The organism is Methylobacterium sp. CM6246 (assembly GCF_054818005.1).
Map to the genome: position 1 here is coordinate 5995090 of NZ_JBTXKY010000001.1, position 22276 is coordinate 6017365.

General features: G+C 66.1%; 33 protein-coding genes. 14 read left to right on the forward strand and 19 right to left on the reverse strand.

Annotation, left to right across the window (positions count from 1 at the left end):
• Positions 1–10: 10 nt before the first annotated feature.
• Positions 11–1255, reverse strand: coding sequence for a chromate efflux transporter (gene chrA, locus ACYQPG_RS28930; RefSeq protein WP_461232278.1), 1245 nt, complete (start codon positions 1253–1255; stop codon positions 11–13).
• Positions 1252–1758 carry a DoxX family protein gene (locus tag ACYQPG_RS28935; protein WP_461232279.1) on the reverse strand — a complete coding sequence of 169 codons (507 nt, stop codon included), beginning with the start codon at positions 1756–1758 and terminating at the stop codon, positions 1252–1254. Before ACYQPG_RS28935 ends, chrA begins: the two co-directional genes overlap by 4 nt.
• A gap of 187 nt (positions 1759–1945) precedes the next feature.
• On the opposite strand from ACYQPG_RS28935, the gene ACYQPG_RS28940 reads away from it, so the two are divergent.
• Entirely contained in the window at positions 1946–3340 is a 1395-nt protein-coding gene (locus ACYQPG_RS28940; protein WP_461232280.1) for a multicopper oxidase family protein, read from the forward strand.
• A 518-nt stretch (positions 3341–3858) separates the two neighbouring features.
• On the opposite strand, the gene ACYQPG_RS28945 is transcribed toward ACYQPG_RS28940, so the two are convergent.
• Positions 3859–4242, reverse strand: a complete 384-nt coding sequence (locus ACYQPG_RS28945) for a nuclear transport factor 2 family protein (RefSeq protein ID WP_461232281.1) — start codon at positions 4240–4242, stop codon at positions 3859–3861.
• A gap of 257 nt (positions 4243–4499) precedes the next feature.
• Between ACYQPG_RS28945 and ACYQPG_RS28950 the strand changes: the two genes are divergently transcribed.
• The gene (locus ACYQPG_RS28950) at positions 4500–5153 is read left to right on the forward strand and encodes a pyridoxamine 5'-phosphate oxidase family protein (protein WP_461232282.1); all 654 of its coding nucleotides are present in this window, start codon (positions 4500–4502) and stop codon (positions 5151–5153) included.
• 10 nt (positions 5154–5163) lie between these two features.
• On the opposite strand, the gene ACYQPG_RS28955 is transcribed toward ACYQPG_RS28950, so the two are convergent.
• From ACYQPG_RS28955 to ACYQPG_RS28985, 7 genes are all read right to left on the reverse strand, one after another.
• Positions 5164–6066: a helix-turn-helix domain-containing protein gene (locus tag ACYQPG_RS28955; RefSeq protein WP_461232283.1), complete on the reverse strand. Its 903-nt coding sequence runs from the start codon at positions 6064–6066 to the stop codon at positions 5164–5166.
• A 702-nt stretch (positions 6067–6768) separates the two neighbouring features.
• A complete protein-coding gene (locus ACYQPG_RS28960) occupies positions 6769–7761 on the reverse strand; it encodes a catalase family peroxidase (protein ID WP_461232284.1) in 993 nt (330 codons plus the stop codon).
• Between the two features lie 380 nt (positions 7762–8141).
• Positions 8142–8552, reverse strand: coding sequence for a Cif family virulence factor (locus ACYQPG_RS28965; RefSeq protein ID WP_461232285.1), 411 nt, complete (start codon positions 8550–8552; stop codon positions 8142–8144).
• Between the two features lie 312 nt (positions 8553–8864).
• Positions 8865–9113 carry a hypothetical protein gene (locus ACYQPG_RS28970; RefSeq protein ID WP_461232286.1) on the reverse strand — a complete coding sequence of 83 codons (249 nt, stop codon included), beginning with the start codon at positions 9111–9113 and terminating at the stop codon, positions 8865–8867.
• A complete protein-coding gene (locus tag ACYQPG_RS28975; RefSeq protein WP_461232287.1) occupies positions 9110–10297 on the reverse strand; it encodes a tyrosine-type recombinase/integrase in 1188 nt (395 codons plus the stop codon). The genes ACYQPG_RS28970 and ACYQPG_RS28975 overlap by 4 nt, the downstream gene beginning before the upstream one ends.
• 207 nt (positions 10298–10504) lie before the next feature.
• Entirely contained in the window at positions 10505–10768 is a 264-nt protein-coding gene (locus tag ACYQPG_RS28980; RefSeq protein ID WP_461232288.1) for a hypothetical protein, read from the reverse strand.
• Positions 10761–10925 carry a hypothetical protein gene (locus ACYQPG_RS28985; protein ID WP_461232289.1) on the reverse strand — a complete coding sequence of 55 codons (165 nt, stop codon included), beginning with the start codon at positions 10923–10925 and terminating at the stop codon, positions 10761–10763. The genes ACYQPG_RS28980 and ACYQPG_RS28985 overlap by 8 nt, the downstream gene beginning before the upstream one ends.
• Before the next feature lie 91 nt (positions 10926–11016).
• Between ACYQPG_RS28985 and ACYQPG_RS28990 the strand changes: the two genes are divergently transcribed.
• Together ACYQPG_RS28990 and ACYQPG_RS28995 are read left to right on the forward strand one after the other, a co-directional pair.
• Positions 11017–11259, forward strand: coding sequence for a hypothetical protein (locus ACYQPG_RS28990; protein ID WP_461232290.1), 243 nt, complete (start codon positions 11017–11019; stop codon positions 11257–11259).
• Between the two features lie 449 nt (positions 11260–11708).
• A complete protein-coding gene (locus ACYQPG_RS28995) occupies positions 11709–11987 on the forward strand; it encodes a hypothetical protein (protein WP_461232291.1) in 279 nt (92 codons plus the stop codon).
• A gap of 11 nt (positions 11988–11998) precedes the next feature.
• On the opposite strand, the gene ACYQPG_RS29000 is transcribed toward ACYQPG_RS28995, so the two are convergent.
• The 9 genes from ACYQPG_RS29000 to ACYQPG_RS29040 all read right to left on the reverse strand — a co-directional run bounded on the left by ACYQPG_RS29000 (position 11999) and on the right by ACYQPG_RS29040 (position 16148).
• Positions 11999–12292, reverse strand: a complete 294-nt coding sequence (locus tag ACYQPG_RS29000; RefSeq protein WP_461232292.1) for a hypothetical protein — start codon at positions 12290–12292, stop codon at positions 11999–12001.
• On the reverse strand, positions 12289–12429 hold the full coding sequence (locus tag ACYQPG_RS29005) for a hypothetical protein (protein WP_461232293.1): 141 nt from the start codon (positions 12427–12429) through the stop codon (positions 12289–12291). The genes ACYQPG_RS29000 and ACYQPG_RS29005 overlap by 4 nt, the downstream gene beginning before the upstream one ends.
• Positions 12429–13106, reverse strand: coding sequence for a hypothetical protein (locus tag ACYQPG_RS29010; RefSeq protein WP_461232294.1), 678 nt, complete (start codon positions 13104–13106; stop codon positions 12429–12431). Before ACYQPG_RS29010 ends, ACYQPG_RS29005 begins: the two co-directional genes overlap by 1 nt.
• Positions 13103–13825, reverse strand: coding sequence for a YqaJ viral recombinase family protein (locus ACYQPG_RS29015; protein WP_461232295.1), 723 nt, complete (start codon positions 13823–13825; stop codon positions 13103–13105). Before ACYQPG_RS29015 ends, ACYQPG_RS29010 begins: the two co-directional genes overlap by 4 nt.
• 5 nt (positions 13826–13830) lie before the next feature.
• The gene (locus tag ACYQPG_RS29020; protein ID WP_461232296.1) at positions 13831–14214 is read right to left on the reverse strand and encodes a hypothetical protein; all 384 of its coding nucleotides are present in this window, start codon (positions 14212–14214) and stop codon (positions 13831–13833) included.
• A gap of 1 nt (position 14215) precedes the next feature.
• Positions 14216–14587, reverse strand: a complete 372-nt coding sequence (locus ACYQPG_RS29025) for a hypothetical protein (protein ID WP_461232297.1) — start codon at positions 14585–14587, stop codon at positions 14216–14218.
• On the reverse strand, positions 14587–14793 hold the full coding sequence (locus ACYQPG_RS29030; protein WP_461232298.1) for a hypothetical protein: 207 nt from the start codon (positions 14791–14793) through the stop codon (positions 14587–14589). The genes ACYQPG_RS29025 and ACYQPG_RS29030 overlap by 1 nt, the downstream gene beginning before the upstream one ends.
• Entirely contained in the window at positions 14793–14960 is a 168-nt protein-coding gene (locus tag ACYQPG_RS29035) for a hypothetical protein (protein WP_461232299.1), read from the reverse strand. The genes ACYQPG_RS29030 and ACYQPG_RS29035 overlap by 1 nt, the downstream gene beginning before the upstream one ends.
• A 501-nt stretch (positions 14961–15461) precedes the next feature.
• Positions 15462–16148, reverse strand: a complete 687-nt coding sequence (locus ACYQPG_RS29040) for a S24 family peptidase (RefSeq protein WP_461232300.1) — start codon at positions 16146–16148, stop codon at positions 15462–15464.
• A 252-nt stretch (positions 16149–16400) separates the two neighbouring features.
• On the opposite strand from ACYQPG_RS29040, the gene ACYQPG_RS29045 reads away from it, so the two are divergent.
• The 10 genes from ACYQPG_RS29045 to ACYQPG_RS29090 all read left to right on the forward strand — a co-directional run bounded on the left by ACYQPG_RS29045 (position 16401) and on the right by ACYQPG_RS29090 (position 22227).
• Positions 16401–16535, forward strand: coding sequence for a hypothetical protein (locus tag ACYQPG_RS29045; protein ID WP_461232301.1), 135 nt, complete (start codon positions 16401–16403; stop codon positions 16533–16535).
• Between the two features lie 271 nt (positions 16536–16806).
• Positions 16807–17145, forward strand: a complete 339-nt coding sequence (locus ACYQPG_RS29050; RefSeq protein ID WP_461232302.1) for a hypothetical protein — start codon at positions 16807–16809, stop codon at positions 17143–17145.
• Positions 17142–17354, forward strand: coding sequence for a hypothetical protein (locus ACYQPG_RS29055; RefSeq protein ID WP_461232303.1), 213 nt, complete (start codon positions 17142–17144; stop codon positions 17352–17354). Before ACYQPG_RS29050 ends, ACYQPG_RS29055 begins: the two co-directional genes overlap by 4 nt.
• A gap of 73 nt (positions 17355–17427) precedes the next feature.
• On the forward strand, positions 17428–17871 hold the full coding sequence (locus ACYQPG_RS29060; protein ID WP_461232304.1) for a Ros/MucR family transcriptional regulator: 444 nt from the start codon (positions 17428–17430) through the stop codon (positions 17869–17871).
• Between the two features lie 77 nt (positions 17872–17948).
• The gene (locus ACYQPG_RS29065; protein WP_461232305.1) at positions 17949–18419 is read left to right on the forward strand and encodes a hypothetical protein; all 471 of its coding nucleotides are present in this window, start codon (positions 17949–17951) and stop codon (positions 18417–18419) included.
• 11 nt (positions 18420–18430) lie between these two features.
• Positions 18431–18988, forward strand: coding sequence for a hypothetical protein (locus ACYQPG_RS29070; protein ID WP_461232306.1), 558 nt, complete (start codon positions 18431–18433; stop codon positions 18986–18988).
• Positions 18985–19572 (forward strand): MT-A70 family methyltransferase, encoded by a 588-nt coding sequence (locus tag ACYQPG_RS29075; RefSeq protein WP_461232307.1) that lies wholly within the window; start codon positions 18985–18987, stop codon positions 19570–19572. The genes ACYQPG_RS29070 and ACYQPG_RS29075 overlap by 4 nt, the downstream gene beginning before the upstream one ends.
• Positions 19573–19577: 5 nt before the next feature.
• The gene (locus ACYQPG_RS29080; protein WP_461232308.1) at positions 19578–19814 is read left to right on the forward strand and encodes a hypothetical protein; all 237 of its coding nucleotides are present in this window, start codon (positions 19578–19580) and stop codon (positions 19812–19814) included.
• Positions 19811–21265 carry a replicative DNA helicase gene (locus ACYQPG_RS29085; protein WP_461232309.1) on the forward strand — a complete coding sequence of 485 codons (1455 nt, stop codon included), beginning with the start codon at positions 19811–19813 and terminating at the stop codon, positions 21263–21265. Before ACYQPG_RS29080 ends, ACYQPG_RS29085 begins: the two co-directional genes overlap by 4 nt.
• Positions 21265–22227, forward strand: a complete 963-nt coding sequence (locus ACYQPG_RS29090) for a hypothetical protein (protein WP_461232310.1) — start codon at positions 21265–21267, stop codon at positions 22225–22227. The genes ACYQPG_RS29085 and ACYQPG_RS29090 overlap by 1 nt, the downstream gene beginning before the upstream one ends.
• Positions 22228–22276 lie beyond the last annotated feature (49 nt).

The window sequence follows — 22276 nt, forward strand, 5'->3', positions numbered from 1 at the left end:
GCAGGTCCGGTCAGAGCAGGGCCAGGGCGACGCCGCCCACGGCCGTGAGTGCAACGACGATCCACGGCGGCACCCGGCCGACCGTGAGCAACACGAAGGCCAGCACGGCCACGGCGAAATCGCGCGGGTTGCCAACCGCGCTTGTCCAGACGGGATCATAGAGCGCGGTACCGAGGATTCCGACCACCGCCGCGTTGGTCCCGCGCATCGCTGCCTGGGCCAGCGGACGCGTCCGGAACGCGTCCCAGTAGGGCAGCATGCCATAGACCAGCAACACACCCGGCAAAAAGATCGCGACCAGCGCGATTGCCGAACCGATCACGCCGTGGGGCGCTGGCCCCGCGACGGCGCCAAGATAGGCCGCGAATGTAAAAAGCGGGCCCGGCACTGCCTGTGCTGCCCCGTAGCCGGCCAGGAAGGTGCCGGGACTGACCCAGCCCGTCGCGACCACCGCCGACTGCAGCAGCGGCAGCACCACGTGGCCGCCGCCGAACACCAGGGCACCGGAACGGTAGCAGGCATCGAACAGCGCCAAGGCCTGGGACTGCAGGCCGGCGGCCAGCAGTTGGGGGGCGACAAGGAGCAGGACGAAGGCGACCAGGGCCGCCGCGCCGGCCCGCCGGGAGACCGGGAAGGCGAGATGCCCGTCCTGCCCCTGCGCCGCCGCCCGGCAGAGCACGAGACCGGCAAGGGCGCCGACGACGATGGCCCCAAGCTGCCCGACCGAACCTGCGACGAACACGGTGAGGAACAGCGCCGCCACCGCGATGCCGGCGCGCGGCCTGTCCGGCGCCAACGAGCGGGCCATGCCCCAGACCGCCTGTGCGACCACCGCGACGGCGACGAGCTTGAGGCCGTGGATAACGCCCTCGGCCACTGGGCCCGAAAGCGCGTTGGCGCCGTAGGCGAAAGCCAAAAGCAGCAGGGCCGACGGCAGGGTAAAGCCCGACCAGGCGGCGAGGCCGCCGAGAAGCCCGCCGCCCCGCAGCACGCCGAGCGAGAAGCCTACCTGGCTGGAGGCCGGCCCGGGCAGGAACTGGCAGAGCGCCACCAGGTCGGCATAGGCGCGTTCGTCTAACCAGCGCCGCCGGGTGACCAACTCGTCGCGGAAGTAGCCGAGATGCGCAATCGGGCCGCCGAACGAGGTCAAGCCTAGCTTGAGGAAGGCGAAGAACACCTCGCCGACGGAGCCGGGGGAGTTTGCGGAAGCCGTTTCAGTCCGCCCGGCCTCCGTGGACGACGGGGAGTAGGTCATGGGCGGCCTCGGTCCGGGGGGGCCGAGAGGGAGCGGGCAACGACGGCATCCAAGGACCAGCGTCCGGCACCCACGATGAGCAGGAACAGCAACCCCAATGTCATCGTCAGGTCGGCGCGCGCCTCGTGCTGGGCGCTCCAGAACCCGACCCGCTTGATGTCCGCCGAGAGATGGAAGGGCCCGAGGTCATGCCCGAGCAGGATCGGAACCTTGGTGGAGACGAGCGCCACCGCCATCACGACCAGCAGCGGGACCGTTGCCGCGCGCGTGGCCAGACCGACAATGATCAGAAGCCCGCAGACGGTCTCGACAACGCCGACGAAGGGTCCCATGGCGTCCGGATACGGGATGCCGATCTTGGCGAAGCGCCCGGCCCCCAGGACCGCGGGAAAGAGCAGCTTCTGCAGGCCCTCCGGAAAGAACACCACGAGGCCGACCAGCAGGCGCACCAGGATGACCCACCCGGTCTCCTTGGTTCGCAGGAGGGCGTGCCAAAGGCTCATTCCGTCACTTCCTTGTGAGGAGGGCGGCCGGCTCGGGGGAGCCAAGACATCCCGCCTCGACACGCTGTCGGTCCGCTCTGGATTGGGGCGGCATCCTACGGTATCGGCTTTCGATATCGGGAACGAGGGGGCCGGACAAGCTACTCTCGCAGGCCTGTCCCGCCCCTGTCGCGACCAGGACGCCACGATGCCCTTCCGTCTGCCCCACCCAGACCGCCGTCAGTTCCTACGCGCTGGCGGCAGCGCAGCAATCGGTCTCGCGATGCCGCCGGGCCTCGTACGGGCCTCCGAGGCACAGGCGGACCATACGATCCGGATCGCCCCGGTGTCGCACGAGATCGCGCCCGGCAAGGTCATCAGGACGACGGCCTACAACGGCAGGGTGCCAGGGCCGGCCCTGCGCCTGAAGGAAGGCAAGCCGGTCCGCATCAACGTCATCAACGACAGCGGCTACGACAACTTGGTCCACTGGCACGGGTTGTACCTGCCGCCGGACCAGGATGGCGCGACCGAGGAAGGGTCGCCCATCATCGAATCGGGCCAGTCGCTGGTCTACGCGTTCACCCCGAAGCCCGCGGGCACGCGCTGGTACCACAGCCATGCCATGGCGATGGAGGACCTGACCAAGAGCACCTATTCGGGCGAGTTCGGGTTCCTGATCGTCGAGCCGGCCGCGGGCGATCCTGGGCGCTACGACCGCGAGGTGCTGCTCGCGTCCCACACCTGGGAGGGCCACTGGGTCAGCATGCAGGACATGAAGAAGGGACCGCCGCCAGACAACGGCCTAGAGGCGATGTACCGCTCGGCCACCCTGGGCGACCGGATGCTGGGACACGGCGAGCCGGTGCGGGTCCGCGAGGGCGAGCGCGTGCTCTTCCGCCTCCTCAACGCCAACGCCAGCATGGGCATCTCGCTGTCGCTGCCGGGCCACCGCTTTCAGGTCGTCGCACTCGACGGCAACCCGGTGCCGGTCCAGGCCTTCGTCGAGGTATTGAAGCTCGACGCCGCGGAACGGGCCGACGTCATCGTGGAGATGAACAACCCTGGCGTCTGGGTGCTCGGCTCGACGAAGGACGATGAGCGCAGCATGGGCATGGGCGTGGTCGTCGAGTACGCCAACCGCAGCGGCGAACCGCAATGGGTGAAGCCGCAGCGGGACGACTGGCGCTACGCCGCCTTCGCTCGGACCGAAGCGGCACAGACACCGGACGAGACCATCGCCCTCAAGTTCGAGAAGATCCCTGGCGGGCGGGGCGGCTACAACCGCTGGACGATCAACGGCAAGTCCTGGCCCGACACCAACCCGCTGTTCACGGTCCAGCGGGGCAAGCGCTATCGCCTCGTCATGGACAACCACAGCGGTGACGAGCACCCGGTTCACATTCATCGGCACACGTTCGAGGTGACCAAGGTTGGCGACCAGTCCATGTCGGGGCTGATGAAGGACACGATCAGCATGCCGCGCTTCTCGAAGGCGGAGATCGACCTCGTCGCCGACGACCCCGGCGCGACCTTCTTGCACTGCCACCACCAAGACCACATGGACGAGGGCTTCGCAGGGCTGATCCACTACAAGGTCTGATCCGCCCTCAATTCAGACCATCCTCCTGGAGCCTAATACCGCCATCCACCCGGTGCCGAAGTTGCAAGGTGGCCAGCGGATGTCCGCTTTCGGGCAGCGCCGATGGCTGTCGGGACGGCTGCCATGGGTCGCCAGCGGAACGTCCGCTTCGGGACGACAAGCCAGAGTCTGCTCCCCACCCCGAGCCGAAGTTGCCGGACGGTTGACGAATGGCTGCTTACGGGAAGTGCGTATGGCGATCCAGCCGACCGGGTTGGGCTGGAAGCAGCCGTAAGTCCCGGTCTGCTAAAGGTGCACCTTTAGCAGACCGGGACTTACGGCTGCTTGCGACCCTTTGCGGAAACTGGAAACGTCTGCTTGCAGGCTGCGCAACGAGGCGGTGATCTAAGACTGAGACGGGGGCAGCGGACGCCGGACCGCTCGTAAATCGGGTAACCCAATACTGGCGGGCCGCAGAAAGACGGCTCCGCAGAATACGCGAAGCCGACCATGCAGTCATGAATAGGGTTGTACGGTCGTCAAGTGTGCTGGTGAAACAGTTTAGCGATTACCTTCCACTGCCCGTCCTGCTTTATCAGCGTGTGAAAATCTGTGTAGTCGGCACCGTTGGCATCATTCTCCATGTCAACGCGAGCAACTGCGGTTGTTGGCGTGATCGCAAGCACATCGATACGCGTGCGCATGTTGGGGGCCTTGCCGCTCTTCTCGACGTAGTCATAGAGGTTGCTGATTGGACCACCGAGCAAGGTGCCACCGGCAAAGCCATACATGACCGCATCGTCATGAAACGCCTTCGCCGTCGTCTTCGGGTCACCGGTCTGCATGCCATCGACGTAGCGTTGCACCGCAGCAACCACTGCATCGAAGTCTTGGGTCGCAACGGCTTTCGAGTTGTTAGACACCGGTATCCTCCCATCTGGTGGCGGCTCGGTTGACCCATGCCTCGGCAATCACGCACCTCGTGGAACCGAGCATGGTGATTGCTGGCAAAACCTCCCGGCAGCACTCCTGCGCTAGTTGCCACGTCCAGCCCGGCATGACGAACCGGCCCGCGCCGTTTCGCAGGATTGGAATGGCAGTTCGCAGGATCGGCTACAGACAGTCCGCCGTGGGCACGGCAGCCTGAACCCAACTAAAAAATCCGGTTGGGAGCATCGCCATGGCGTCTTTGTACTACGATGAACACCGCAGCTTGCAGCAGGAGTTCGGCACGGTCGGGCTTGCCGAGCGGCTCGATAATGGCTGGGTCCACGATGGCATCGGCCAGGACGAGCGTGCCTTCATCGAGGGCCGGGACTTCTTCTTTCTCTCCACCGTAGACCCGGATGGCATGCCAACGGTCTCCTACAAAGGCGGCCCGGTCGGCTTGGTACGCGTGCTTGACGCCAACACGCTCGTTTTCCCCGGGTTCGACGGCAACGGCATGTTCTACTCGGTGGGCAACATCGAGGGGCAATCCAAGGTCGGTCTGCTGTTCATCGATTTCGAGACGCCTCATCGCGTCCGCGTGCAGGGCAAGGCAACGATGCTGCGCGATGATCCGGTTCTGGAAAGTTGGACCGAGGCGCAGTATGCTGTGAAGGTCGAGGTCACAAAGGCCTGGGTGAACTGCCCGCGTTACATCCACAAGTTCAACCGGGTCGATGAGAGTAAGTACGTCCCTCGGCCCGGTAAGAAGACGCCGCTAGCACTTTGGAAGCGGCTCGACATCGTCCAGGACGTGATCACGGACGAGGACCGCGTTCGTGCCGAGCAGGAGGGCGTGTTGGACCTTCCAACCTACGAGGCGAAGGTGTCGAAGGGCGACAACTAACGCCAGTCCACTATGCCCGCCCCAGATTGCGCTGCCGGTACTCAGCCGGCGTCCAGCCAGTAGCCTGCTTGAACGCGCGGGCAAAGTTCGAGGCATTCGAGAACCCCGCTGCGGCCGCGACCGCAGTGAGGTCGTGTGTGCAACCTTCGAGCAAGTGGCGTGCGAGTTCGAGCCGTTGCGCACTGACATAGGCATGAGGTGCTTGGCCGAACGTCTGTCTGAAGCTGCGGGCGAAATGCGCAGGGCTCATGCAGGCCACAGCTGCCAGCTCGGCGACTGTGAAGGGCTGCGCCACATGCGCTTCGATGAATGCCAGCACCCGCCGCTTTCGCCGCTCGTCCAGCGGCTTCTCCCGGCTGAGCGAGGGCTGGGCCCGCACGCTGGTTTCGGCGCAGTGGTTGACGAGGTAGGCCGACAGCGCCTGACCAAGCCCTTCAACCAGTAACGCCCCCGCTGCCGTCTGGCGATCAAGCTCGCGAGCGATCTGAAAGGCGACCTGCTCAACGAACGGGTCGTGCGCAATCACATCGTAGCGCAGCGCAACCGTGGCTGGGTCGATCTCAAAATCCTGTTCGACCATATGGGCGAAGGGTTTGGCGGGCAGGAAGATATGCAGGCAATCTTGGAGCGGCTGCTTGAAGTCGATGTATTCCTCTCGGATGCCTGCCGGGCATAGCCATGCCGTGCCGCGTCGTCCGTGGGTGCGCTGTTTCAGGCCCGCCCCTTCCCGATCAACGAGGGTGGCGTCACTCAATAGAACGGCAAGCTCTGTGTCGCGCGGTAGTACCGATGGCAGTTCGCCCCGCGCATGGCTCCAACGTTCGGCCAATACGTTAGTCCAGCCCCGGTCACGTGAGTTGCCGAGGCAGTGACCAGTGACGTATTTCTCGTTGGCGTGACCCTTGATGGGCATAGGTTGGGACCGAATTTTCTGGCCGGAACTTATCCTGGGTTGCAGGGCGAAGCCAGCACCTCACCAGACCAGCGAAAATCGAGATTTTCGAACATGTCCGCTGACGGTCGGATACGGAACGTCCGCTTCGAGCCGGAAGGCAAAGGTCCGCTTGCCATCCAAAGCAGTCGGTCGAGCCGGTGCGGTTTGGGTATGCGGATGAAAGCCGCCACAGTTGGTTCGGTATGGGTGCGCCTTTCTCAGCCCGGCGATTGAGGCCGCTTGCGACCCAACCACGAAATAAACGCCGATCAAATTCGTTCTCGGAAGGGGGTACCCGTCAGCATCATTTTGCTCTGGAACGCTGCCGAACCTCTTCCGTTGGTCACGCATAACGACGATCGCAGATCGCCGCCTTCGGAACTGGCCGCATGACGACACCCTTTGGACGCGCAATCCTCGTCGGTGCGGCGTTTCTCACCTGTCTTGCAGGGAGCGCTAGTGCAGCGGAGGACAAACGGGGGACCGTCAAGTCGCAAGTGCACGGCCAAAGTGAGGCTGGCAAATCTACGGGTAGCGTGGGCGCTGGTGGCCTGACCGGCTCGGGCGCCACGAAGGACGGCGCTCGCACCGGTGCCGCGGACACGACCCGTCCAGCCGGATCCTCCGCCCCAGCCGCAGGGACGACCCGCTAGGCGGAGCCATCCTTTCAGTGTCGAGCGCCTATTGCGAGCGCCGGCTGAACGACACCGCGTAAGCCTGTACGCGCGCATCGATCAAGGGATCGTCCGACACCTCGATGCCGTCGGTCAGGTTGTTCGGCATGAACAGGAGCGCCTTCTCGGCCTCGGCGCTGTCCGGCACGATCTTCGTCACCGTCAGTGTGCCGAGATCGACCGTCTTGCGGTCAGCTGGCCAAGGCTTCGTCGCGTCATTCGTTGGGTCGCCCGCCTCGGCGAGCTGCGCCAGCATGCGGAACTTCGCCGGATCTTTGGCGATGCGGGGGCCTATCTCTGCCATCAGGTAGTTCGGATCACGCTTGGCCGCGTCCTCGGGGGACAGGATGTCTTCGCCCTGCACCGGCTCGAAGCGGAAGCGGAACGGCTGTCGCTTGCCGTCCTTGTCGACGAAGATAAAGGCGTCCACGCCGTTGTAGGTCTGTCGCGCGAGGCTTGACGGGGTCTTGGCGGTCGCGCCCGCTGTGGCAGCGGCGGGGTGGGTGGCGACGAACCGTTCCAGCGCGGTCGGCTTTTTCGCATCTGGCCCACTCTCGGACACCGCCTTCAGCAGGTCGCGGAACTCCTCACCGGTTGCGACTGGGAAGTAGGCCAGCGAGTTTGTGACGACGTCCATGTCCGAGCCATCGCTGAGTTTAAACTTGAGCGACAGGCCGTGCGGATTAGCGTTGGCGGAGCCGTCCGGGATGGTCGGGACGCCGGTCGCGTCCGAGAAACGGATCGTCACAGGCACGATTGGCCCCTGGAACAAGGAGGCCTTGCTGATTTTCGCGGCCTCGGCCGACGGGGTGAAGCCGCCCTCGGCCACTATGCCCTTGGCATGGTTGGCGCGCTTGCCAGGATGCTTACCGAATAGGGTGTTCATGACATCGATGGTCTGCTCGGCTGTCGAGCTGTCCTGCGCCATGGCCGGAAGGCCGGTGACGAGAGCTAGTGCGGCGCCTGCGACCAAGCCACGTCCATATCGTGAGACCAACATCCATTCCTCTCCAGGATTGACGCAACACGGGATATCGGCCGCCCCGGCGAAATGGAATGCTTAAAATCTGCGACGAGCGCGAGCGCTCCGAGCTCCGAAGATGCACAAGCGATCAACACTGGCCGAACCACGACGTCCGCTTCGGCCAGTATGCATTTCGAAACCGGTCATTCGTAAACGCACCCATTGCAGCCGCTCGGGCTGGTTGGGTTTGGGTATGGCCATCGGAGTAACCGGCGGCCGTTCGCTATGGGTGCACTTTTCCCAGACCACCGTCCCCGGCCGCTTACGACCCTTCTGAGACGCTGGGAGCGGCTGCTTACTGGCGACGCTTCGGATCAATATGCGTCCCGCTCGACACCGGGCGCCCGCCCTTCAGACTAGAGTTGCGCTCCGCGCGCTGCCCATGCAGCCATTTCACCATCGGCAATCGTCAACGACACCCGCCACCGGTCGCTGCGGCGCAGAATGTAGACGTGCTCCCACTCCGCGATGAGCGCCTCGCCGTCGCCCAACATCCGGTAGGCCATGCGCGCCTGAGCGACGTTCGGGAAGAGTTCGACCGCCGAAACCAGTTCGCCCAGGGGCTGAACGACCCCTTGCTTGCGATAGAAATCCATCAGCGTCACGCAATGGTCGCGGAAGTCTTCACGCGGCATCGCGAAGTTGCCAGTCGGAGACGGGAACAGCCCGACCGGCTCCCAAAGATCGCTCAATGCGTCGGCGTCGTGGCGAGTGAACGCATTGACGTAGCTGGCGAAGAACGCTGCAATTTCGTCTTGGAAGGTCATGGTGGTCCTATCCGATGTTTCGGCGTCCACGATCTATCAAGCCGCCCCTGCCGCAGCGAGGCGGGCTTCCGCTACCGGGCGAAAGGCCGAAGACCACTACCCACCGAGGGTGTGTGAAAACGCAGAAGCGGTAGAAGGATCTTCCCGAAGACACCCTGGGCAGCGCCGGAATGGATCTCCAAACCGCGGCAGGGCCGTCCTCCAGCGGGGCTGCAGGTCTGCCGCATGGAATATTGTTCTACAAATCCGACGTGCGCTTCCGTTTTCACACAGCCTGCACCCGTTGCGGACTTCGCAGGCGGGTACCAAGCGTCAGATTTCGACCACTAGCAGCCAGCGCTCGTCGAGGTCGGTCGCGTTGCGATCGGCGAGTGGCTGCGTCTCGTCACCGTGGGCGAAGATGACGATGTCGTCGGGTCCCACATCGCGGCTGGCGTAGAAGTCCCAGCGGCGGTGAATCACCCGCGGGCCGCCGAAGATGCGGTAGGCGTTCCAGTAGCGATCGTCCTTGAAGCCGACGTAGTGGACGCAGCGGGGCGGCGTCCCGCCCTCCCCGCTCACCGGCGGCGGCCCGACACGCTCTCGACCACGCCGCGCAGGTGCTCCGGCGAGTGGTGACCATAGACGTCCTCGACTACCCGCTCAGTGGTGCCAAGCGCCTTGGCCACCTTACCGAACGGCATCCCGTCCATGACGGCCCAAGTCGCGAAGGTGTGGCGCAGGACGTGCGGCGTGATCTCCTCGCCGAGGCCGGCGCCTTTCCGAGCCGTAGTCCACGCGCGGCGCAGGCGCAGGATCGGCCGCCCCTCGAACTCGATCACGTAGGCACCAGTCCGTCGCCAGCGTCGCATGTGCGCAGCCAGGCGCTTCGACATCGGGATCGGGGTACGCCGCTTCGAGGATTCCCCTTCCGCCGTGCCGCGGCGATAAATGATACCGGAGCGCAGATCGATGAAGCCGCCGTCGGTGCTCTCGATCCACTTCAGGCGCAGGATCGCCTCGTGCCGGGTGCCGGTGTAGAGGCCGGCCAGAATGAACCGGGCGACGTGGCGCTGGATCAGCAGCGCGCGCCCGTCCTTGTCCCGGGGCCGGCGCCAGACCTCCCTCCCCTTCGATGTCATTTTGCCCGTCGGTCGGAAGCCCAACGCGGCGAGCATCAGTTGCGCCGCCTGCGAGCGGGACAGCCAGCGATCCCGGGCAGGTGCCTTGTCGGGCATGGTGATCGGGACTGGGTAGAGCAGCTTGTGCTCCTTGTGCGCGTAGCCGAGCGCGGCCGACAGCACCGTCAGCTCGCGGCGCGCCGTCTGGTCGCCGACCCGTGGCACCTCGCCTTCGGTGGCGTAGCGGTAGCCTGGGCCGAACTTGAACCGCGCCTGCGGCTTCGACGTGCGCCACTTCGCGTAGGCCCGGCACAGGTTCGGGGTCGCGTGGGCGACCTTCTTGTCGGCGAAGAACTCGATCAGGTGCGGCAGCGCGCTCCAGGCGACGTCGGGGCGCTTCGTCGAGGCCGCGTGCTCGTCAGCGTAGAGCTTCAGGACGTCCGTGATCTCGACTGTAGCGGGATCACCGCGGCCGAAATCGGGGGTGTGCTTCTCGGCGAGGTACGCTTGCAGCGCTCTTTCAGCCGCCTCACGCTCTCCAAAGCAGCAGCCCGTCCCGCGTTCGAATCCGCCGCTGTCTCGGATAACCCAGCGGTCGTCGGCCTCCTTGTAATAGAGACGGGCACCCTTGGCTGGACGCGGCATCGCTTTACCATCCGCTTGATGTCGCCCAGCGTCGTGTGCAGGCGCCCAAAAACCTCATAGGTCGCTAGCCGATCATGCTCGGCCTCGCGCCGCAAGGCCTTCGCAGATGCGCTGGAGACGACGCCGTGTGCGACTGCGACCTCGGCCGCCACGCTGAGCGGCATCATGGTCTCGTCGGTGACCTCGTTCGCGGCCGGGATGCGAGCGCTACGCGGCATTAGCCGGATCCCGGATGATACGCACGGGCCGAATCGAGCGGGCGGACACCTCGGCCTCAACCCAGGCGCGCGCCGCGTCTTCACTCTCGTGGTCGGCAAACGCCGCAAACCGAGGCGGCCATTCCGAACCGGACTGGATGACGTAGCCGCGGACGCCAGTGGACAGCGGCCCGACATAGCCAAACACCTTGCAGTTCTCGTCGACGAGGTCGGTGCAGTGGACTGGTCCTTTGACCCAACGTAGATCAGCCATTGCCCCCTCCCCTTCCCCTCAGCCCGGCGTCGCGCGCCGGGTTCAGTTCGCTCATCATCTCGTGCGAGCCGCCCGGCCGGTCCGCGTGCCGTTCTCCGGCGAGCGCTCGGTAGACCGCCTCGATCATCTCGCGCGTGATGGTGCTGGACTCGGCCATCCTGCTACCCCGCGGCTTGGGTTAGCGTCTGCTTGTGGCCAGGCGCCCGAAAGCGCCCTAGGTCCCGGAGCCACCCCCCGAGAGACCCGTCATGGACATTCCCACCACGACCGAAGTTGCCGACGAGCCGAACGACGACATGGCGATGATCAACGGGCTCATTGCACGCAAAGAGGCCGGTGAGGCGGTCGATGCGGACATCCTGGCGCTCTTGACCGACATGGAGCAGGTCGGGCTGACCAATACGGAAGCTTACGTGGCGCTGGACGCCTACCGGCCCGGATCGGTAGTCGGTGCGACAGGCGGGGAGGATGAGGCTGTGCCTGAGGTGTAACCGACGAGGCACCAACCTCCTCCCCTGCAAGCGGCGCGGGATCGGCCACAGGCTCTTGTCGCTGTGAGGCGCGCTCATGCCGCCGCTCCATCGGTGTCGACCAGGATGTGCGCTGGCGCATGCCGAACAGCGTCGGCCGCCGCCAGATACGGTCCAGCAATGATGCTGGAGGCGGTCATGGATCGGTCGAATAACGTCGTGCAGCTGCACCCGCCGAGCACGGGCAGTCGAGCTGTCGCTCGTAGCAGGCACGAGCCAGAACGGGGCCTCGCCGATGTGCTCGTAGTTGGCGGGGCACTGACCGGTTTGATGCTCATCGCGCAGCAGCTCGTGGTCGGATTGAGCGCTGGGTGAGGATTGGTCCTCGATTCGCTCCTTCGCTGTTCGCCGGGGCGCACGCGCTGCCACCCCCGTCGAACCGCGAAGCCGCTCGCGCCGTTGTTGAGCCGATGCCCGATTTGACGGTTCCCCTGACCTCGGCTGTCGTGTTCGTTGGCGTTGGCTGGCTGATCGTGCACGCGGGTGAGCAGCATGCCGACGCGATCCGCCACACCCTGTCGGTGTTCGTGCTGGCGTTCGGACTGCTGGCCCTGATCGGCGTGATTGCAGAACTGCGCGCCAGCATGGGCGTGGACCGGATGTCCCACCGGATCGAGGCCCGATCGCAGGCCGACGCTGCAAGCCCGGCGCGCACCGTCAGGAGGCTCGATGCGGGGCTGAACCCGTAGGGCGATCCGGATCATTGATCGATCCCCGCACGTCTCTCCCGGGCCTGCCGCGCGAACCACTGCGGCGCGGCAGGCACCCGCGCGGCATCCATCTCGTCGGCCAGCTGGCGCAGGCCCGCGGCCGAGATGCCGACGGCGCCACAAAGCGCCTTCCCTGGAAGCGTCGGGCCGAACTTCGGGCTCCTAACCAGCAGGCCGGCCGCAACCAGGGTGCGCTCGACCTTACCAGGCGTGAGCATGATCATGGTCGGCGACGCGACCGACATCAGCGAGTCGATCTGCTTCTGGCCGAGGCGGCGGGTCATTGGACCGCCTCCCCGATCAACTCGGCCTGGGCCGCATCCTCCGCCCGCACGTCGCCGCGCAGCAGCACCGCCAGGGCAATCAAAGCGAGGAGCGACACGGCACCGATGCCGGCGATTAACCCGAGCCAGAACGCCATCACGTTACCGCCTCACCTGCCGGGATGCCGTCGCTGGCCGGCGTGTCGCCCGGGAAGGGGAAGGCGTCGTCGGCTCCAGCCTCCTCGCGACGGCGCTCGTCGGCCTCGTCGAGGAGCCGGTTGATGTCGTCCTGGATGTCGGCCAGCTGCTCGACTTGGGCGGGCTTCAGCCGGGCGACCCACTCATCGTAGGTCTCCTGCCCGGCTCGGGCCTTCTCGCGCGCCACGTCCGCCAAGGTCCGCTTCGGAGCCTGCTGCTGATCCGCCTCGCGCTTCGGAGCTTGTTCGGCCGGCAACGGCTTGACTGTGTACGGCTTGCGCTGCGCCCGGGTCGCAGTGAGCGCCATGGTGACGGCCTTGGTGATGTGCGACACGTGGCTGATGCGGATGCCGCCCACGGCCATCCCGCCGAACGCTACCGTGTCATCGCGGTAGAGCGTCATGCGGCGGCCGGCGTAGGCGTGCCCGTCCGGGCCCCACACGTTCACCAGCACGCGACGCATAGACTTGCAGGGCTTGTACGGCTTGCCGCCATCGCCCTCGAAGTTGATCGACACAGGCTGATCGCCGTCGGCCTTCGAGACCTTAGAGACCCTGATCGTCATCGTGCGACCGATCAGGTCGTCAGCGTTGAGCTGGTCACTTTTCGGGGCGATGGTCTGGGACAGGTCGGTCACAGCTGGATCTCCAGAGCGCGCCGCTGGGTCTGGATCGAGCCGGTCTTGGCAGCAGCGTTGCGGTAGCGGGTCAGGGCCTCGCCCAGCCTCGCCTCGAAGTCCCCGGCGGCGGCCAGGATCGCGCCCTGAATCACCGGGTCGGGGAAGGTGCGGATCACGGCCAGGGGCAGCCCGCCGGAGTAGGAGACGAAGTCGAGCCACGACCGCTCGGCGACAAGGAGGCCGGTCTGGGTCTGGAGCGCGAAGTCGGCCGGGATCGTGCCGTCGGGCACGTGGACGACGAACGTCTCGATCTGGAACTTCTGCCGGCGCGACTTCACCTCGACCAGGCCGTCCTCGCCGACGAGCCCGTCCGGCGAGTACCCAAGCGTGAAGCCCCACCGGTTGTTGGTGATGAACCCGACGCGCTCGGTGGGCGCGAAATGCTCGTCGTACAGGGCGAGGGCCTCGACCTCGTCGTCCTGCCCGCGCAGCATGTCGTCGCTGACGTAGTGGGGCTCGACGTAGCGGCTGATCCGCTGGGCGAGGAGCTCGTACAGGTGCGAACGCTCTTTCTCGTTGCGCGCGGCCTTGAGGGTCGGCGTGACGATCAGCTTCATCTCGCTCGCGGTTAGCAGCCCGCAGCGAGCGGAAATCCATTCGTCGGTGCCCTGAAGCAGGTCGGCATGGATGCGGACCGTGGACGGGCGCTCGACGGTGTCGGGAGCGAGCAGGGCCATGGCCATCACTCCGCGATCCCGGTGTTCAGGCCGCGCCCCATCTGTCGGGCGCACCGCTCGGATTCCGCGCGGACCGCAACGAGGTGCTCGGAATCGAGGTGCGCAGCTTGTGCGGCAGTGCAGAGGCGCTGCTGGTGATACCGGACCGCCTGCATGGCGGCGCCGCTGTTCAGCGCGTTGCCGAACCGAACGCCCCGCCCGAACGAGCGCACGATGGCGACACCGAGCTGCTTGTCCGAGCCGCCCAACATCATCGCCCAATAGTCCTTCGCGTAGAGCGCCTGCGCAGCGCGCTCGGGCGTGATCTGCTCCGGGCGGGGCAGGTGGTCCGCTGGCATGACGGCGCGGGTGATGGTGGCCTCGACTTCTGAGAAGGGCGGGAAGGTCACGTCAGGCCCATGTCAGATCGGAGACAGCAGCGGCGCGCTCAGCGTCGCCTTCACAGAGACGGTGGATGTGCAGCTCAGTGCAGGCCTTCGGCAGACCAGCCAGCAGAGCCCGGACGGCGCTTGCCTCGGCGCACGCCTCGACCCGTACGGCCTGGGCAATGCCAGCCGAGTAGCCAGGCGCGTCCCGGCGGACAGCAATCACGACCGCTTCGCCGATGTCGTCCGGGTCGATCCCCCCGATCTGATGGATGCCGACGACGTAGCGACGACCGGACTTGCCCCGCCACGCGGAGAGCCCGAGGGCGGGCGTGCCGCGCAGGCCGGCAGTGGTGCGGAGCCGCTCCTCGCGGGGAAGCGTCTGACCGACGGCCATCACGCGGCCTCGCACAGTTGCTCGGCCTCGAACTCGACCTGCGCGGCGGCCTCAGCGGCGTCCGCGTCGAGCCGATCGCGGGCGAACCCGTAGGCGTCGGTCTCGCTCGTGAAACCGCCGTCGATCAGATCGCCGTCGAGCCAGACCGCGTAGCCCTGGCGATGCTCGGTGACGGCGTAGGGTGCGATGTCGAAGAGAGTGCGCATTAGCGGTCGCCCCGCGAGGCGACGCGAGCGACCAGCGCGTGGTCAACGAGGTTGCCACCGCCCCAGATGAACGGACCGAGGCAGGCGACGCAGACGATCGCGCGAACGACCATCTGCGTCGCCGAGGCGGATGAGGTGGAGATGTAGAGGTCGAGGGCGATTAGCATTGGGAGCTCCATCGGCTCGGTGAGCGGCGATGGACTGACACTACGCGTCGTGCGTAACGCATGTCAACGCATATTGCGTAGCGCTTGCTAGATGACAGACCGGACTTCGCAAAATGCGTTGTCCACAGCCACGCACAGCCCAACCCACGGTGGAGGCGTGCGTTTTCGAATTGTGCCGGACACCCGTAGATTTGTTCTTGTTATGTTCTAATTTGGCATCGCGTTCTGACTCACAGAACTCGAACAAGGTCTAGCAATGGCTCATGCGCAGTATCACGCCGTACAACCGTTCGTCCGTGGTGGACGTGGTGTGATATATTCTGCTCCGATCAGGCAGTGTCCTAGTGCTGATGCAGCAAAGCGCTTAGCTGAGCGCCTCGTAGGCGAGAAGAAGGCTATTGGAGCGCTCGCCTATTCTCGTCCCGGCCCTAGCAGCGCCGACGAATTTGCCGAGCCTACGTTCCTAGCGCGGATCGGTGAGGTGCCGGAGACCGACGAGTATTAGCGCGGCTTAATCCAGGCGACCTTGGCAGACCACTCGATCACATCGACCTCGATCGGCGGCAGGCCGCCGGTTGAGACCAGGAGATACGGTCCGCCATCACGCCCCCGGAAGACCTTCTTCACGTAGACCTCATCCTCAGAGACCCACACAACGCAGAGCTGTCCGATCCAATCGTCGGGCAGGCCGCGGACACGATCGTCGTAGTAGATCAGCCAATCGTCCTCGGCGAGGCCGGGCATGGAATCGCCCCGGACGCGAGCCGCGACAGTGTCGGGCGATGAGCCTGGGGGCCTCGGCGCCCGGTCATAGCCGCCTTGTGGCTCGCCGTTGAAGATGATGCGGGCACCAGCGCCTACGTCGCCCACGATGGGCACGGTATCGTCCTTAGGCGCCTCTAGCCGTGGACCGCCCTCGAGGATCCACTCCCACCGCTCTTTGAAGGCTGTTCCGTAGCGTTTGGCGGTCTCGCGGCTTGGGTTTCGGTCGCCGTTCTCGTGACCGAGATAGGTCGGCACCGTCCAGCCGAACGCGCGGGCAGCTTCGGTCGCCGTGGCGAAGCCCGCCTTCTTACGGAGATACTGCAGGCGCTCAGCGATCGAATCCATGCCGATCGCATCGCACAAAGCGTTACGCATTGTGCGTTGACAATTGCTACGCATCAAGCGTAGCTTCGTCGCTGCCATGGAATCCGTCGCCGAAATCATTGCTGCACTCGGGGGGCCTACGGTCTTCGGCGTGATTTGCGGGTTCTCCAGGAACCCAGGTGCTCGCGGCAGCGACATGCGCCAGCGCGGGTCCATACCAGTCATCTACTGGCCGCTAATCGTCGAAGCGGCTCGAGCGAGATGCCTGCCGATCGACAACGACGTCCTCGTGCGCGTGCATCTGCCGCGCGATCGTCGACCTCTGCTGCGTTCTGACGAAGAGGCGGCCTGATGATCGCGCTCCTCACTGCCCCGTTCGTCGTCTCCGCGGCTGTTGGCCTCGCCGCGCTGCTCTGGTGCCGCGATGTGTTCTCCCTGCTCGTCACGACGCTCGGCGTCGGCCTCGTCTGGGCGCTCGTCGTATGAACGCCGCAACTGCTTCGCGCCCCGTTCGCGATTTCCCGCCCCGTCAGGGGCATGCCCTCCTGGGCGTTTCCTCCCTGACTTGCCGGAGCCTTGGGGCCTCGGCCTTTTCTTCCGCATCCCTACTGTCCGCCAGCCGAGACGTCGGCCGGGGTGCACTTCTGCTGCTCTGGTGGATCCGCTGATGTCGGCCGCCCCATGCATCCCCGGCCAGTCCTCCTCTTCCCCGATGTTCACAGCATCGAGGAAAGGCACGCGAACGTCTGAGGCGGTCGTGCGAAAGATTGGGGTGCTCGAACCCAAGGTGTTCGGAGCCCGCATCGCCGGGTTCCTACGGTCGACCCACCCCGTGAAGACCGCCATTTGCGTCGAGGCCGAGACCCAGATCTCGTCGCGCACGGTGGCGAAGTGGCTTGAGGGTGCGTCCTCGCCGGCAGGCAACGCCTACCACCGCCTGATCGAGGTCTACGGGCCCGAGCTGTTCGTATTCGTAAACCCGGATGCCTCGCCCGCCTCTCTGCGCGAGGCCGCACTGATGTGCCGGCAGGCGCGCCTCGAGCGCCAAGTCGAGGAAAAGCAGCGCGAGATCGCCGCGCTGAGGGCCGGCCGATGAAGGCCGAAGCCGCCATCCTTCGTGCGCTCGCGCATCTACTGCAGCACATCGCCGACGGACTGTTCTGGCTCGGCAGCAATGTGGTCGATGGCGCGGCCGCCGTTCTCCGCGTCTCACGTTCGTGCATGCACCGCGCCCGCGAATGGGATCCGCGCCTCTGGGATCGCGACCAGGATCCGGGGTCCGACAACCGGGAGCGCCGGCCGTGACGCTCCTCGCCCTTCGCTTCCCCGGCTGAACAGCCCGCCCACGCGGGGCGCTCCCGCGCGACTGGAGCACACGATGTCCGAACAGCAGCCCAAAACCGGTATCGCCGTCGACTTCACGGTGCAGATCGTCGCCAGCTACGTCCGCGGCAACCACCTCGCAGCGTCCGAGCTGCCGGCCCTGATCGCATCCGTGCACGCCGCGATCGCCGGCCTCGGCAGAGCCGCCAGCCCGATAGAGGTCGACGTCGCCAAGCCCGGCTCGTCCGAGATCCGCAAATCGATCCGGCCCGACGGCCTAATCAGCTTCATCGACGGCCGGTCCTACAAGACCCTGAAGCGGCACCTCACCCGGCACGGGCTCGACCCGCATGCCTACCGCCAGCGCTTCGGCCTGCCGGCCGACTACCCGATGACCTGCCCGAACTACAGCGCTCAGCGCTCCGAGCTCGCCAAGAGCCTCGGCCTCGGTGTCGTCAGCGGCCAGGCCGCCCGCGGGCCGCTCGCCGCGGTCGTCTGATTCAATCCTGACCTGATCCCGGCCCGCGACTGGGCCGGGCGCCGATCCGGGGCGTGACCGGGCAAATGGAGAGCGTGATGGCAGCAGCACAGCAAGGCAACGGCTTCGATCCCAAGCGTACCAAGGAATGCGTCGATCGCATCGAGGCGCTCGTCTCGAAGAAGCAGTCCCTGCACATGACGTACATGTCCGAGTGTGCGGTTATCAACGAAGACATCGGCGATGTGTACGAGGAGGCCAAGACTGCTTGGCACATCCCGAAGAAGGCGCTGAGGACGGTTATCAAGGCGCGTTCGACCGAGCGAAAGCTCGAAGAGATGCGCGACGACCTCGACCTGGTCGACCGCGAGAGCTTCGATCAGATCCGTCACGCACTCGGCGATCTGGCCGATACCCCACTCGGCGCCGCCGCGATCTCGGACTCTGATGCCGACAAGGGCGGCAAGGGCACCCGCCAGACGCGAAAGGAACGCGACGCAGCGCTCGATGCCGTCGCGACTGGGAACGGCGCTGAGAAGCTGGCCGCCGGCCTCAGCAAGCTGAACTGATCGGATTGATCGTGGCCTACACCGGCATCGTCATTGGCCTCGACCTCGCCAGCAATTCTGGCGTCGGTGAGGGCCACCCTGGGCAGACCCCGCGCCTTTATGACGTCCCGCTCCGCAAGGAGGGCGACGACTACGAGGACACGTGGGGCCGCGCCTGCGGCTGGATCGCGGATCGGCTCTACGCCGAGCGCGATGCCGTGGCAGCCGGTGATCTCCGCATCATCGTCGAGGCCCCGATCATGACCGGGATGTGCGGCAAGACGAACGCCGACTCTCTGCTGATCACCAAGGGCCTTTGGGCTTCCGTCACGGGGTTTGCTCGAGCGCGTGGCGTGATGGTCCATCGCGTCGCCGTCTCCCGCGTCCGCAAGGCTTTCCTTGGCCGCGGTGACATGCCGGGCGAGGCCGCCAAGCGAGAAGCCCGCAAGGTTTGCCGCGCCCTCGGCTGGGACCCGACGAGCCTCGATGCGGCTGATGCCGGTGCGCTGTGGTGGTACGGCTGCAATCTCTGGGCTCCGAACGAGACCCCGCCGGTCCACCCACTGCTGCTGAAGCGGCGGCCGGCATGACCTGGCCCTTCGGCAACCTGCCCCCGTTCGGCTTCGACATGCTGATGGTCGATCCGCCGTGGGCCTTCGCGCTCCGCTCCGAGAAGGGCGAAGCGAAGAGCCCGCAGGCGCAGTACGCCTGCATGCCACTCAACGCGATCAAGGCCCTGCCGGTCGCGCAGCTCGCCCGGGGCGACGCTTTCCTATGGCTCTGGGCCACCAACCCGATGCTGCCCCAGGCGCTCGAGGTGATGGCCGCATGGGGCTTCACGTTCACCACCGCCGGCACCTGGGTGAAGACCACGTCAGGCGGCAAGCTCGCGTTCGGCACCGGCTACGTGCTGCGCTGTGCCTCGGAGCCCTTCCTGATCGGCAAGTTCGGCCGGCCGCGCGCCGGCCGGTCCGTGCGCAGCGTGATCATGGCGCCAGCTCGCGAGCACAGCCGGAAACCCGACGAGGCCTACGCCGCGGCCGAGGCACTGCTGCCGGGTGCGCTGCGCCGGGCCGACCTGTTCTCGCGCGAGGCCCGCCCCGGCTGGGATGCGTGGGGCCACGAGATCGGCAAGTTCGACCAGCCCGCGTCCGTCCCCATGGCAGCGGAGTGACGCTCATGCGCTGGGTTCTCGCCCGATCCGGAACGGTCATCTACCGCGGCAGCCGCGAAGACGTACTGACCGTCGCCGAGCGCTACCGACTCGTGTGCCACGTCGTGCCGGAAGTGCGGGGCCCGGTGCCCGGCCGCGGCTTCTACGACGACAGCGCCGCGATCCCGCCGCGACTGATGCAGAACGCCGTGATCTTGCCGGAGGAGATGCTGCCGGCCCGGCTCCGGAGACGCGCAGCATGAGCCGAGATCCCGACAACGTCGTGGTGTTCCGCCAGCCGACCGACCAGGTCGCGCCACCGCACAACATCGAGGTCGAGCAGGCGCTGCTCGGCCTGGCGATGATGCGGCCCGAGGTGGTGCCGGCGATCGCGCAGATCGTGCGCCCGGAGCACTTCTACTTCGCCGACCACCAGGAGGTGTTCGCCTGCATCGAGTCGCTGGTGGCCGCCGGCTGCCCGCCCAGCCCCATCGCGGTGAAGGGCTACCTGCAGCGGCCGCAAATCGGCGACCGCCCGGCGCTGGCCTACCTCGCCGCCTGTGCCGGCGACACGATGGGTCTGGACGCCACGGGCTACGCGGCGATCGTGCGGGACCTGGCCTCGAAGCGCTCGCTGCTCGCGGTGGCCGAGAAGCTGACCGAGATGGTCCGCACATCGCTGCCCGGCACGGCCGCCCAGTCGATCATCGATGAGACCGAGCAGGCGCTTCTCAATGTCCGCGCCATCGTCCCGCAGGCGCACCTCGCCGGCCAGTCCGCGCCCGAGGCAAGCCGCTGGATGCTCGACCGCATCAACCAGCTGAGGACCGGCATGATGGAATCCACCGCGATCTCTACGGGACTGCACGAGCTCGACCGGGTCACGAACGGCGGCTTTCAGCGCGGCCAGCTCTGGCTGCTCGCGGGCCGCCCCGGCATGGGGAAGACAGTCGCGATGACGACCCTGTCCCGGCTCGCCGCGCGCGAGGCCGGCGTGCTCGTCTACCAGTGCGAGGTGACCCGCGATCAGCAGATCGCCCGGTACCTGTCGGATCTGTCCTACGTCAACAACCGGCCGCTGACCTTCGGCAAGATCATGGCCGGCGTCGAGATCGACGATGAGGAGGCCTGGCGCATCGAGCAGGCCGCTGCGACCTTCGACAAGCTGCACCTGCGCCTGGAGTGCGAGCCCGGCGTCACGGTCGCCCAGATCGCGTTCGGAGTGAAGGCTGAGAAGCGGCGGCTCGCGAAGATCGGCGTGCGCCTCGGCGTCGTGTTCGTCGACTACCTGAAATTCATCAAGGTCTCGGACCGGTACCAGGGCCAGCGCGTGCTCGAGATCGGCGAGATCTCGGGCGCATTGAAGCAGCTGGCGAAGGCTGAGGACATCTGCGTCGTCCTGCTCGCCCAGCTGAACCGCGGGGTCGAGAAGCAGGACCGCGAGGATCGCCGGCCCACCCCGGCCGACCTCCGAGATTCGGGCGAGCTCGAGCAGGACGCCGACGCGGTCCTGCTGCTGTTCCGAGAGGCCGTCTACGTCGAGCGCAAGATGAAGGCGTCCCCCACGCCGGAGCTCGCTGATCGCATGATGCAGGTCCAGCACAAGCTCGAACTGATCCTCGGCAAGAATCGATCAGGGCCGCCCGTCACGCTGCCCCTTTGGTGCGACGTCGCCCATTCCGCCATCGCTCAGACATCGAGAGGGGGCTTCTGATGGCCCGAATCCGCACGATCAAACCGGAGTTCTGGACCTCCGAGCAGGTGATGGAGTGTTCGACGAACGCTCGTCTCCTGTTCATCGGGCTCTGGAACTTCTGCGACGATGCCGGACGCATGGTCGCCTCGGACAAACGGATCAAAGCGAGCGTCTTCCCGTCAGACGACTTTACGGCCGAAACTGTTCGCCGAATGCTCGTCGAATTGTCGGCGAATGACCTAATCCGCCTCTATGTTATTGAAGATAAAGAGTTTCTTCAGGTCACTGGCTGGCATCACCAGAAGATAGATCGGCCCCAAAGGTCCAAAATACCCGATCCTACCGATCCCATTTCGCCGAACGGTCGTCGAACGATCGACGTAGGAAGGGAAGGGAATGGAATGGAAGGGAAGGGAGATAAAACCCCCGCCGCCGTGGCTTACCCCGCGCGCCCGACCCTGAACCGGGCCGATCCGGCAACTGTCGCTAGCGACGAGGCGGCGTGGCCGGGCCATGCCGATGGCTGGAACACCAAGGCCAACTTCGACCGGGTTGAGGCCCGAGTCCGCGGTGCCCTCGATGGCGGTCCCCAGGATCTGCGCATCGGGCCGATCGCCAAACTGGAAGCCGATGGGCTCGATTTGGAGGCTGAGATCGTCCCGGCCCTGCTCGATATCGCCCGCTCGTCCCGAGTGCCGATTCGAACCTGGATGGTCTATGCCGACCGGGTCGCCGAGCGGGTAGCGGCGCAGCGCCAGAGCCGTGTCGCTCAGGGTCTGGCCGCAGTGCCGGCAGCCCTAACGCCCGCTGAGGACCTCGTCGACCTCGGCGTCTCGGGACAGTGGCCCGAGCCGACGCTGCGGAAGTGGATCGAGCGGTTTCGCCGGGACGCCGGAGCGTGGTCGGAGGCCGTGTTTGGGCCGCCTCCCGGCCAGCCCGGATGTCGGATCCCGCCCCGGCTGCTGCTTGAGGCGGCGTGATGGTCCGCCACCAGCGCATCTCCGGCTCCGCCCTGCGCTGGGAGCGCAT